This window comes from Thermoactinospora rubra, assembly GCF_002093975.1.
Classification (GTDB): domain Bacteria; phylum Actinomycetota; class Actinomycetes; order Streptosporangiales; family Streptosporangiaceae; genus Nonomuraea; species Nonomuraea rubra_A.
Map to the genome: position 1 here is coordinate 1 of NZ_KZ084337.1, position 12530 is coordinate 12530.

The window sequence follows — 12530 nt, forward strand, 5'->3', positions numbered from 1 at the left end:
CCCAACTCGGCCGTACCGACCAAACCCTTCGTCAGCAGGCTCTTATAGCCCACGTACAGCGTGCCACCGGCATTGATGCTGACCGTCGAACCGGTCTCCCAGGTCGCACCGACTGTATTGCTCGCCCACAATGCCCTGCCGCTGCTGTTGTAGACGACAAAGTTTCCGTCGTTTTGGTAGACGGCCTTCACTCCGCCGGGGTTGGTGCCGCTCGCCCAGCAGACGCGGCCGGTCGTGGCTTTCAGGACGAGGTTGCCGTCCCCCTGCATGATCAGCTCCACGGCATAGTTGTGGATGCTCCTGTGCAGGTAATCGCCCTTGTATAGGGTCGTTCCCCGCGAGATGGCATAGCCCAGGTTAGCCGCTTGGGCTGGGGTGAACATCGCCACTGGCGGAACCATCGCCAAGGCTGTGACGAGAATCGCGCGGAGCGAGTTCTTCATGGAGACCTCCTGTCATCGGTCAGGTGGGGCGGAGACGGCGGACTCGTGTGAGAAGGGCCCGGCTCCCTTGACTGCGGAACGGGAGCCGGGCCGTGCGGGCCCACGCCGATCGGCGGAGTCATCCCTCACCTCGTGCACACCGCCGTCGCCCGCATCTGAGGTGGTGCCTTACCAAATATGGCTTTTGGCGCTGAAACTTCGGCGAAAGAACTCTGTCACCCCGTCGTCCGTGCCTTCGCGGCTGCGATCGCAGCGCACAGCGGTGGTCTCGACTCCCGATCCACGTCCAGGAGGTGTCCGGTGAAGGCTGTTGTCGTCACCCTCCATGCCGGCACGCCGGCTGAGTGGGATGCGAAGTTGCTCCCCGGTGACGCGGTGATCTCGCCGGGGTCATGCCGCGCCCGGTCTGTACGCCACCCACGGTGACTTCTGGCAGGGTCGGCCGACGCCCTGGAATTCCGCTATAGGCTGCGTGAGCTCGATGTACTCTCGTGCGCCGTGCTGCCGGAACACCCGCAGCGCTCGCTGCCGTACGGCGTCGGCCAGATGGTGCTCGCCTCTGGCCTCGTGCAGCAGCGCCCGATCGCGATGAGTGCGCGCGAGCCAAAGGTGGCACTCCATCGATCGCCACCTCTCCTCCGCCTCCGCCAGGCAGGCCGCCGCCTCGTCGAGACGGCCGGCCGCCAGGTGGAGCTCGCCGAGCGTGCGGAGGGTGATGGCCTGACCCCATCGATCACCCATCGCCCGGCAAACCGACAGACTCCACTCCAGCGGCGTGAGGGCATCTCCGAGAAGGCCCATCCGCAGGTGCGCCTTGGCATGGGCACGGACGGCATAGGCCTCCATCAGCGTGTCGCCCAGCTGGCGGAAGATGGCCAGCGCCTGGGCGCAGCTGTCGGCGGATTCCTCCAACCGGCCTCGCGCCCGATGGAACAGTCCGATGGTGCGGAGGGTGAGAGCCTCGCCGCGGCGGCTGCCGACTTCACGGTAGGTGGACAGCGATTCCTGCATGGCGCACCACGCCGCCTCGTAGTCGCCGAGCTCCAGCCAGATGGAGCCCGACAAACGCTGCACGTGCGCGATGCCGGCTCGCTCGCCCAGCGAACGGAGAAGCTTTATGGCCTGACCGAGGAAGCCCGAAGCCTCGGCGAGACGGCCGGGCTCCCGGTAGACGGTACCCAGTCCCGTCAGCGCCACGGCTTGCCCGCGGATGTCGCCGAGTGCGCGGAACCTCGCCAGCGCGGCCGAGAAGTGCTCGCTCGCCTCGAGGAAACTGTCCTGCAGGTGACGGAGTTGTCCCAGCTCGCTCAGCATGACAGCCTCGCCGTACTGGTCTCCGGCACGGCGGGCGGCGGCCAGCGCTGCGGCATTGATCCGCTCTCGCGACTCGAACCTGTTGACCCCCAGGAAGGACGGTCCCAGCCGGGCCGAAGCGAAGTGGCAAGCCAGGTCGTGCAGACCCAGCGCGGCGGCCCGCTCCACCCCGACGACCAGTGCCGGCTGTTCGAGGGTGAACCACGTGTGGGGAGCGGAGACCACCAGCTGAGTCGTCGCTTGCGACACCGGATAGGTCGGCACGGTCCGCCACCACTGGATCTCATCCGGAGGAGACTGCGCGCAGACGGTGCTGATCAGGTTCAGCCAGCCGCCCAGCACCCTCTCCACGGCGGCACGCAGCACGTCCGGCGACTCCTCGGCCTCCGCACGCTCCCTGCCGTAGATGCGCAGGAGGTCGTGCAGGCGATAACGCACGCAGCCGAGCTCGTCGACGCGGCAGAAGTCGACGACGTGGGCGTCCACCAGCCGCTCGACGATCCGCTCCGCCTCCTCATCGGTGGTCTCGAGCAGCCAGGAGACGATCCACAGCGGAAACTCCTGTACGCCCAGATGGCCAAGCCGCCGCAACGCCGTACGGGCCTGGGGATCCAAACCGCGATAGCTGAGCAGGAAGCTGGCTCGCATCTCCAGGTCGCCGATGGACAGCTCGTCCAGCCGCCTGCGCTCATCGGCCAGGCGGTCGGCCAGCAATGCGAGGGGCCAGCGTTGGCGGGTCGCCAGACGGGCCCCGGCGATCCGGATGGCGAGTGGCATCCGGCCGCAATACTCCACGATGTCCTGTGCGGCGGACTTGTCGGCGTTGACGCGCTCATGGCCGGCGATCCGGCCGAGCAGCTCGATCGCCTCGTCGAGCTCCAGTACGTCGAGATCCATGCGATGGGCGCCGGCCAGGCCAGGCAGCCGATCACGTGAGGTGATGAGGACGGCGCAGGATGCGACGCCGGGAAGCAATGCTTCCACCTGGCTGGCCGAGGCGGCGTCGTCCAGGACCAGCAGCACGCGCCGGCCGGCGAGCAGCCCGCGGAAACGCTCCGCGCGCTCACGCCACCCGCGCGGCACATGGGCGGGATCCATGCCGAGCGCCTTGAGGAAGTGCCCCAGCACTTCCCCCGGCTCAGCCGGCGTTTCGGTCATCCCGCGAAGCTCGGCGTACAGCTGACCGTCTGGGAAATCGGGCGCGAGCTGTCGAGCGACCCGGATGGCCAGCGCGGACTTACCGCTGCCGCCCTTTCCCGAGATCACCTGGATGGGTGCGGCCCAGGCTGGAGCGACCGAGGTCATGGCCGCCGTCAGGGCCTCGATTTGGGGCAGGCGTCCGGTGAAGTCGGGGGGTGTGATCGGTAGCTGTTCCGGGACCGCGCGTGGCCGTCCCTTCCTCGAGGAGGCTTGCAGCAGTTCCGCATCGCCCCGCAGGATCGCGCTGTGGAGCCTGGCCAGTTCTGGGCCCGGCTCGATACCGAGTTCCTGGACCATCAGGTCCCGGCCCCTTCGATAGGACGCCAGGGCCTCGGCTACGCGGCCGGCCTCGTGCAGGCAGACAAGATGGTGCGCCCGTAGTCGCTCGTTCGTTGGATGCCGCTCGACGAGCGCCGTCAGCTCGGGCAACAGCAGCTCGTGCCGCCCCAGCGCCATGTCGACGGCGATGCGTTCCTCCGTCGTGCTCAGGCGTAGCTCGTTCAACCTGGCGGCCTCTCCCGCCAGCAGGGTGTGGTCCAGTCCCGCCATGGCCGGTCCGCGCCACAGCGCCAACGCCTTGCCGAGGAGCTCCGACTTCTTCTCGAGGTCGGCGCTCGCGTGCGCCTGAGTCACCAGCTGTTCGAAGACGTGCAGATCGAGCGAGTTGGGAGGTATTCGAGCCATGTATCCAGGAGACCGCGTGAGAATCGCCTCGTGGATGCCATGCCGCCTCAGGGACTGGCGCAACGTCTTGACGTAGGTCTGGATGACCGCGCGCGCCGTATCCGGAGGGTTCTGCGGCCATAGCACGTCGATCAGGTGGGAGATCGGGACCACACGGCCGTGATCGAGTAGTAGTGCAGCGAGCAGCGCCTGTGGTTTGGCGCCTCCCAACGGAACAAGCCGGCCGTTGGCCGACACCTCCACAGGTCCCAGAAGCCGAAAGTCCATGACCACCTCACCGGCACCGGTGTATTAATTGAAGTTTCGACGGTCGGGTCTGGATTCAGGAGACCTTCGGCGCAGTGTACTCCCCGACGGCATGGAGCGACTTGTCGCGGGCCGTGCCCGATTGTTTGAACCGCCCCACGGCTCCTGCGTGCCATTGGGGACATTCGGGAGGTCAGGCAGGGGTGGCCGTGGACGGCGAAAGCGGGAGTTCAAACCAGACGACCTTTCCCCGGGGCGTCGATTCGCTGCCCCAGCAACAGGCCAGCGCGTCGAGTATCTGCAGCCCTCTGCCGTGCTCGTCCTCCGCGGTTTCCCGGAGGCGCGGCGGTGTGACGCTCCCGTCCTGAACGTCGCAGCGCAGCAGGTTGCCGGTTACCCAGACGGTGAGCCTGCATGGACCTCTCGCGTGCTGCAGGGCGTTCGTGACGAGCTCGCTGACCAGGAGTTCGACCACTTCGGCCGCTTCTTTGAGTCCCCAGGCGACGAGTCTGGCGCGGGCGAACCGGCGAGCCTTCGAGACCGAGATCGGGTGGGGCGCGAATGCCCATGAGGCGATCTTCTCGTCGTATGCCGGGTTGCGATCAGCCTTGCCGGTCGCGCCCGGCGCCAAAGCCGTGTCCGTCATGCCTCCAGCGAAGCGTTCGGCCAATGAGGCTCACCATGGCTGAGGCGCGCGACTTCATACGCAGTCGTCTCACCTGCGGATCGGCTTGCCGTACTTCTCGAAGGCACGCTCCCGGCTCTCTGAAGAGCTCGCGCCGTTACAGAGAAATTTCAGCATGGTGGCCGACCCTCTGAGGAGTCTCAACTCTCCCGAGAGGTATCATGCGAAACTCACGAGCCAGGCGTCGCCTGATCTCTTGCGCTGTCGCCCTCCTGGCCGGGGTAGGGCTGGCCGTACCGGCAGAGGCGGCCGCCGCCGGCCCCATCACGAGGTCGGAGATTCTGGAGCGAGCACGTCACTGGTACGCGCAGGATCCGCCCCGCTACGACGGTCCGGACACCACGCTGTGGCTCGCCGACATCGACGGGCAACACCGCTACCGGCGGGACTGCTCCGGATTCGTGTCGATGGCCCTGCATCTCACGTCCAGCCCTGCCTCCTTCGATCTGGGCGGGTACGGCACGGCCATCCCGTGGCAGGACCTGCGTCCCGGCGACTACCTGACCGTCGACGACGGGGTGGTCGGCGACCGGGAGGACGGCCACGTCGTGCTGTTCGAAGGGTGGGCGCCGGCGTATCCCCGCTTCACCTACTACGGATTCGGCGGGCAGGACGGCGCCAGGAACTCTCTGCGCCGCCGGTTCGGCGATTTCTCCGGGGCGGCGATCACGACCGAGTTCGCCGACGACGGCGTCAACGGCCCCGGGGTGATCGACGGACATCCCACTCATCGGTACCGGGCCTTCCGGTACCGGAACGTCATCACGAACGACTTCGCCGACCTCGACGGCGACGGCCGGCAGGAGGTCGTCTCCGTCAGAACCAACGGCGACGTCTACGCGTGGCGGAACGAGGGGGGCTGGAGCGGCACGACTTACCCCGCCGGCCGGCTGGTGGCCCAGGGCTTCTCCGACCCGGTGCGGGTCAGGTTCGCCGACATCGACGGCGACGGACGCGACGAGATCCTGTCCGTCGGCAGGAGCGGTGACGTGGTCGCCTACCGCAACCGCGGCTGGGACCAGGCCAAGGTCTACGACGGGCCCGACAGCAAGCTCGTCGCCCAGGGCTTCACCGACCCGGTGCGGGTCAGGTTCGCCGACATCGACGGCGACGGACGCGACGAGATCATCAGCATCGGCGGCAACGGCGACGTGATCGCCTACCGCAACCTCGGCTGGAGCGCGCCCAAGGTCTACGACGGACCGGCCAGCAAGCTCGTCGCCCAGGGCTTCGGCGCTCCGGCGCAGGTCAAGTTCGCCGACATCGACGGCGACGGCCGGGCGGAGATCCTGACCGTCAACGGCGACGTGATCGCCTACCGCAACCTCGGCTGGGACGCGCCCAAGGTCTACGACGGACCGGCCAGCAAGCTCGTCGCCCAGGGCTTCCGCGACGCCGACACCGTGCACTTCCCCGAGATCGACGGCGACCGCCGACACGAGATCGCCAACAGCGTCGGCAACGGAAGCCTGATCGCCTACCGCAACCTCGGCTGGAGCGCGCCCAAGGTCTACGACGGACCGGTCAGCAAGGTCCTCGGCCAGAACCTCCACTAGCACGCCGATCCGTGTCATGCCTGGTGATCCGATCACTTCGGCTTGCCTCGTCACACTCGCCGCGGCCCTCATGCGCCACCGCCGGCTCACCAGATGAGACGACATCTTTGAGAAGGGAAGATTCTTGTCCACTCGCCGGATAACACTGGCTCTCGTCGCCGCCGCCCTATGCGGCCTTGCCCAGCCTGCGGCCGCCCTACCCGCCAGGCCGCCGATGCAACTGCCCTTCGCCTGCGGCAAGGAGGTGCGGATGGAGACCGGGCCCACCCATGCGCGGGCCATGAGCAAGATCCTCGACATGTACAACCCGCCGCTGCGCGGGGAGCCGGTCCTCGCCTCTCACGATGGGCGGGTCATCCGCTCGCTCTTCGACAACGGTCTGGGCCACAACGTCGTCGTCCAGCACAGCAGCGGCTACTACAGCCTCTACGCGCACCTGCTCGACCGCCGGGTCAGCGTCGGCCAGAACGTGACCCAGGGCCAGTTGCTCGGTCATCTGGGTGACTCGGGCGAAGGCGGCCACGGCGTCAACCACCTGCACTACGAGCAGCACTACGACTACGACGGCGACGGCTGGGACTACCTCAACGAGTGGGTCTACCCGGTCTTCAACGGAGTCGAGTACCGCCTGTCCGAGGGCGGCCAGCCGTACAGCACCCGGGTCATCAGCAACAACTGCCCCGCGACGGGCCGGACCCAGTTCGCCGACATCGACGGTGACGGGCGCGACGAGATCCTGTCCATCGCCGCCAACGGTGACGTGACCGCCTACCGCAACCGGGGCTGGGACGCGGCGAAGGTCTACGACGGGCCGGACAGCAGGCTCGTCGCGCAGGGCTTCAGCGACCCGGCTCGGGTACGGTTCGCCGACATCGACGGCGACGGGCGCGACGAGATCCTGTCCATCGCCGCCAACGGCGATGTGACGGCCTACCGCAACCAGGGCTGGGCGGCGGCGAAGGTCTACGACGGGCCGAACAGCAAGCTGGTCGCCCAGGGCTTCAGCACTCCGCAGCACGTGAAGTTCGCCGACATCGACGGTGACGGGCGCGACGAGATCCTGACGGTCAACGGCGACGTGGTCGCCTACCGCAACCTCGGCTGGGACGCGCCCAAGGTCTACGACGGATCGAACAGCAAGCTGGTCGCCCAGGGCTTCAGCACTCCGCAGCACGTGAAGTTCGCCGACATCGACGGCGACGGGCGCGACGAGATCCTGACGGTCAACGGCGATGTGACGGCCTACCGCAACCTCGGGTGGACGGCGGCGAAGGTCTACGACGGACCGGCCAGCAAGGTCGTCGCCCAGGGCTTCTCCGTTCCGGCCCGTACCCACTTCGCCGAGATCAACGGTGACGGGCGGGCGGAGATCCTGTCCATCGGCGCGAACGGCGACGTGGTCGCCTACCGCAACCTCGGCTGGGACGCGCCCAAGGTCTACGACGGCCCCGACAGCAAGCTCGTCGCCCAGGGCTTCACGGAGTGACCATGCGAAGGACGTTATCCATCCTGGCGGCCGGAGCCGCCTTGGGCGTGCTGCTTCACCCCGCACCCGCCCACGCCGCGCCGCGGCCTGAATTCCAGCTGCCCTTCTCATGCAACGAGGAGTGGCGCGGCTTCACCCGGAGCGACCACAGCCCCAACCCCAACAGCCTCGACTTCGTGCAGGTGTCGAGCCCCACCGGCGAGAGCCCCATCCTGAGCGCCGGCAGTCCCATCCTGGCCTCCTACGCCGGCCGGGTACGGTTCGCCGGCTGGGATCCCGACAGCGGCCCGGTGGGGAGCCCCGGCGGCCCGGACAAGCAAGGCGCCGGCTGGTACGTCGTCATCGACCACGGGCCCGCGGGATACCCGGGCTGGGGCACCTCCTACTTCCACATGATCGAGCAGCCGGCCGTGGTCACCGGGCAGACGGTCGCCACCGGGCAGCTCATCGGCAGAGTGGGCAGCACCGGCCACAGCAGCGGGCCGCACCTGCACTACCAGCAGTGGGAGGGCACCCCGTCCAACACCCTCGCGGCCTACTTCAACGGCCAGCCCGCGGGCGTGGCGATCGGCGCCGCCAAGGTCATCCGCAGCTACAACTGCCCGACGTCCGACGGCGCCCGCACCCGCTTCGCCGACCTCGACGGCGACGGCCGGGACGAGATCATCAGCGTCGGGGTCAACGGTGACGTGGTCGCCTACCGCAACCTCGGCTGGGACGCGCCCAAGGTCTACGACGGACCGGCCAGCAAGCTCGTCGCCCAGGGCTTCACCGACCCGGCCCGGACGAAGTTCGCCGACCTCGACGGCGACGGCCGCGACGAGATCCTTTCCCTGCAGCGCAACGGTGACGTGGTCGCCTACCGCAACCTCGGCTGGGACGCGCCCAAGGTCTACGACGGACCGGCCAGCAAGCTCGTCGCCCAAGGGTTCGCCGCGCCCGACTGGACCAGGTTCGGCGACCTCGACGGCGACGGACGGGACGAGATCATCACCATCGGGGTCAACGGTGATGTGATCGCCTACCGCAACCTCGGCTGGGACGCGCCCAAGGTCTACGACGGACCGGCCAGCAAGCTCGTCGCCCAAGGGTTCAGGGACCCGACGCGGACGTACTTCGCCGACCTCGACGGCGACGGCCGCGACGAGATCATCACAGGCGGCGACAACGTGATCGCCTACCGCAACCGCGGCTGGGACCAGGCCAAGGTCTACGACGGACCGGACAGCAAACTGGTCGCGCAAGGCTTCACCGACGTCGCGCGCACGCACTTCGCGAAGGTCGACGGCGACCGCCGGGAGGAGATCGTCTCGAACCTCCGCTCCGGCGACGTCATCGCCTACCGCAACCGGGGCTGGGAGCAGCCCAAGGTCTACGACGGACCCGACAGCAAACTCGTCGCGCAAGGCTTCACGGGGTGACCGGATGAAACTCACGCATGCCCTCTTAGCTTTCTTCACGGCGACCACGGTCGCGGCCACTCCCGCTCCGGAACCCGGCACGAGCGAGACGCCTTCGCCGGTGGCCTCGCCCAGCGCGGGCGCCGTCGACGCCCAGCGGCTGCTGGCGCCATGCGATCCCGGCGGCGCCACCCCGCTGGACTCGGCGCTGGCCGCACAGCTCAACGGGCGGCTGCAGGCCAAGATGCGCGGATACATGCAGGCCTACCGCGTCTCGTGCGCACGCATGGTGATCAAGGCGGTGCAAGATCGCGGCCTCCATCCCCGGGCGGCGGTGATCGCCATCACCACCACCATCGTGGAGTCGAGCATCGACAACATCGCCGAGGAGATCGACCACGACAGTCTGGGGTTGTTCCAGCAGCGGGCCTCCTGGGGGAGCCGGGAGCAGCGGCTCGACCCGATCTGGGCCACGAACGCCTTCCTCAACAAGATGCTCGCCCGCTATCCGAACAACAGCTGGATGACCGCGCCCATCGGAGAGATCTGCCAGGCGGTTCAGGTATCCGCATTCCCCGAGCGTTACCAGCCCCAAGCCGGTGACGCGCAGATCATCGTCGACGTTCTGTGGCCCTATGTGGCCTCGATGCTCAGGACGCGCTTCGCCGACCTCGACGGCGACGGCCGGGATGAGATCATCAGCATCGGCGGCAACGGCGACGTGGTCGCCTACCGCAACCTCGGCTGGAGCGCGCCCAAGGTCTACGACGGACCCGACAGCAAGCTGGTGGCCCAGGGCTTCACCGACCCGTTGCGTACGGCTTTCGCCGACATCGACGGCGACGGCCGGGATGAGATCATCAGCATCGGCGGCAACGGCGACGTGGTCGCCTACCGCAACCTCGGCTGGAGCGCGCCCAAGGTCTACGACGGACCCGACAGCAAGCTGGTGGCCCAGGGCTTCACCGACCCGTTGCGTACGGCTTTCGCCGACATCGACGGCGACGGCCGGGATGAGATCATCAGCATCGGCGGCAACGGCGACGTGGTCGCCTACCGCAACCTCGGCTGGAGCGCGCCCAAGGTCTACGACGGACCGGCCAGCAAGCTCGTCGCCCAGGGCTTCGGCACTCCGGCGCAGGTCAAGTTCGCCGACCTCGACGGCGACGGCCGGGATGAGATCATCAGCTTCGGCGGCAACGGCGACGTGATCGCCTACCGCAACCGCGGCTGGGACCAGGCCAAGGTCTACGACGGGCCCGACAGCAAGCTGGTGGCCCAGGGCTTCACCGACCCGTTGCGTACGGCTTTCGCCGACCTCGACGGCGACGGCCGGGATGAGATCATCAGCATCGGCGGCAACGGCGACGTGGTCGCCTACCGCAACCTCGGCTGGAGCGCGCCCAAGGTCTACGACGGACCCGACAGCAAGCTGGTGGCCCAGGGCTTCACCGACCCGTTGCGTACGGCTTTCGCCGACATCGACGGCGACGGCCGGGATGAGATCATCAGCATCGGCGGCAACGGCGACGTGGTCGCCTACCGCAACCTCGGCTGGAGCGCGTCCAAGGTCTACGACGGACCGGCCAGCAAGCTCGTCGCCCAGGGCTTCGCCGTACCGAGGAGCACNGGTGGCCCAGGGCTTCACCGACCCGGCCCGGACGAGGTTCGCCGACCTCGACGGCGACGGCCGCGACGAGGTCCTGTCCCTCGGCAGGAACGGTGACGTGGTCGCCTACCGCAACCTCGGCTGGAGCGCGTCCAAGGTCTACGACGGACCGGCCAGCAAGCTCGTCGCCCAGGGCTTCGCCGTACCGAGGAGCACCGCGTTCGCAGAGATCGACGGTGACGGCCGGGCGGAGATCCTGACCGTCAACGGTGACGTGGTCGCCTACCGCAACCTCGGCTGGGACGCGCCCAAGGTCTACGACGGACCGGCCAGCAAGCTCGTCGCCCAGGGCTTCACCGGCTGACGGCGATGGGGTGGGCCGGCGCGTCGTCCAGGCCGGCCCACCCACGGGTTTCGTCACATCGGCCTCCGGTTCGGCGCCGACCCCGCCGAACTGGAGGCGGACGTGCGTCACCAGGAGCAGGTCGCCGGAGTGATGCGTTACCCGGTGTTCCTGGCGGTCACGTTCTTCTATGGACGGCCGGCTCCGGGCACGCTCACCTGGACCGCGAGCACCTGACCGGTTCCCGGGGGCACCATCACGGGCGGGCCGACCCACTCGGCCGCCGTGATGAAGAGCGTCGACCTGTCCTCACCGCCCAGCACGCAGGCGAAGGCGCCGCGATCAAGTTCGATCACCTCGGCGATCTCCCCGCCCTCTCGAACCCGCACACACCGTTGGTTGGGCACGTCCGCGTACCAGACCGCACCCTCCGCGTCGAGGCAGATCCCATCCGGGACACCGTTGCCGAGAGGGGCCCACACTCGGCCGTTGGCCAGGGAGCCATCCATCTGGATGTCATAGGCCAGCAACTGGTTGCCGTAGGAGTCGGCGACGATCAAAGTCGCGTCGTCCTCCGTCACGGCCATTCCGTTGGGGAAGGCGATGCCCTCCGCGACCACGCGCGCCGAGCCGTCAGGCGCGACGTGGGCGACGTACCCGGGAGCGAATGGCTGGCCTGCGAGCATGTCGAAGCCGATGCGGTTGACGTAGGTGTTGCCACGGCCGTCGATGACGATGTCGTTCCAGCTGGTCGCGAGGTGGGACAGGTGGGCCCGAGTCGACAGGGAACCGTCGGGTTCCCGGCACAACAGCAATCCGCGCCGCCCGTCGACGACGATCAATTCGCCCTGGGGCGACCATGCGACGCAGAGCGGCAGCGTGTCCACGTGTGCCACGACCCCGTGCTCTCCGTGGGCGCCGAGCATGACGATCTCGCGTGACGTCCAGTCCGAGAAGTAGAGCCGACCGTCATGCCAGCGTGGTGACTCCACCAGCCCTAGATCGGCGAGCAGGACAGATGGGTTGGCCATGGCGATTCTCCGTTCGCGTTGCGGGAAGGGCCGGACGGTCCCTCAACCCCCCATACGAACGGAGAACGCCGGAATCGACACCCGAGCGAGTTGTGTGGTCCGGATCCCCGGTGACGTCATGGCTTCCCTGGAGCCGACGTGGAGAGGCCGTCATCGCCTCGGGCGCGGAATGGACGATCCTGCGTCCGCTGTTCCCGGCGATCAACTCGCTGGCGTTCGGGCCGCAGGTGCGCGCCGGTGACGTGATTCGCGCGCCGTACCTGCACGGGGCCTCCAGCGCCATCCACGAGCACGACGTCGCCGCCTGAGCCCGAGGACCTCGGCCCCGAGCCGGTGCTGGAGCAGATGAGCCGGTTCATGGACCCGGACTTCGCCCGGGCGTTGTTCAGGCTGATGGCGGCGACGGTGGGTGGGGCCCACCCACGACAACTTCTCGTTTCAGGTCGTCGCCGAAGGCGACGATCGCAGCCGGCTGGTGTGGATCCACGACGTGCTGACGACGAACTCGCCGCACCCCTTGCCGCCGCCATGGA

10 protein-coding genes are annotated in these 12530 nt (G+C 68.2%); 6 read left to right on the forward strand and 4 right to left on the reverse strand.

From position 1 onward, the window contains the following. The 3 genes from BSB02_RS15525 to BSB02_RS15535 all read right to left on the reverse strand — a co-directional run. The coding region (locus BSB02_RS15525; protein WP_476756185.1) for a hypothetical protein at positions 1 to 443 on the reverse strand (443 nt) is incomplete at its 3' end. 390 nt (positions 444 to 833) lie between these two features. Then, positions 834 to 3908, reverse strand: coding sequence for an AfsR/SARP family transcriptional regulator (locus tag BSB02_RS15530; protein ID WP_143590712.1), 3075 nt, complete (start codon positions 3906 to 3908; stop codon positions 834 to 836). 172 nt (positions 3909 to 4080) lie between these two features. After that, positions 4081 to 4533, reverse strand: coding sequence for an ATP-binding protein (locus BSB02_RS15535; RefSeq protein WP_084959521.1), 453 nt, complete (start codon positions 4531 to 4533; stop codon positions 4081 to 4083). 200 nt (positions 4534 to 4733) lie between these two features. On the opposite strand from BSB02_RS15535, the gene BSB02_RS15540 reads away from it, so the two are divergent. From BSB02_RS15540 to BSB02_RS43525, 5 genes are all read left to right on the forward strand, one after another. Next, positions 4734 to 6128, forward strand: coding sequence for an FG-GAP repeat domain-containing protein (locus BSB02_RS15540; protein WP_084959522.1), 1395 nt, complete (start codon positions 4734 to 4736; stop codon positions 6126 to 6128). A 250-nt stretch (positions 6129 to 6378) separates the two neighbouring features. After that, positions 6379 to 7614, forward strand: a complete 1236-nt coding sequence (locus tag BSB02_RS15545) for an FG-GAP-like repeat-containing protein (RefSeq protein ID WP_158088637.1) — start codon at positions 6379 to 6381, stop codon at positions 7612 to 7614. Positions 7615 to 7616: 2 nt separating this feature from the next. Next, positions 7617 to 9035 carry a VCBS repeat domain-containing M23 family metallopeptidase gene (locus tag BSB02_RS39610; protein ID WP_143590716.1) on the forward strand — a complete coding sequence of 473 codons (1419 nt, stop codon included), beginning with the start codon at positions 7617 to 7619 and terminating at the stop codon, positions 9033 to 9035. Positions 9036 to 9660: 625 nt separating this feature from the next. After that, positions 9661 to 10643: FG-GAP repeat domain-containing protein (locus BSB02_RS43520; RefSeq protein WP_420855860.1), on the forward strand; the 983-nt coding region annotated here is incomplete at its 3' end. 2 nt (positions 10644 to 10645) lie between these two features. Further along, positions 10646 to 10987, forward strand: coding sequence for an FG-GAP repeat domain-containing protein (locus BSB02_RS43525; protein ID WP_143590718.1), 342 nt, complete (start codon positions 10646 to 10648; stop codon positions 10985 to 10987). A 167-nt stretch (positions 10988 to 11154) separates the two neighbouring features. On the opposite strand, the gene BSB02_RS15565 is transcribed toward BSB02_RS43525, so the two are convergent. Continuing rightward, on the reverse strand, positions 11155 to 11997 hold the full coding sequence (locus tag BSB02_RS15565) for an SMP-30/gluconolactonase/LRE family protein (RefSeq protein ID WP_084959526.1): 843 nt from the start codon (positions 11995 to 11997) through the stop codon (positions 11155 to 11157). Between the two features lie 110 nt (positions 11998 to 12107). Here BSB02_RS15565 and BSB02_RS15570 point away from each other — a divergent pair, with 110 nt between their 5' ends. Next, positions 12108 to 12305, forward strand: a complete 198-nt coding sequence (locus BSB02_RS15570; RefSeq protein ID WP_084959527.1) for an SDR family oxidoreductase — start codon at positions 12108 to 12110, stop codon at positions 12303 to 12305. Positions 12306 to 12530: the final 225 nt, after the last annotated feature.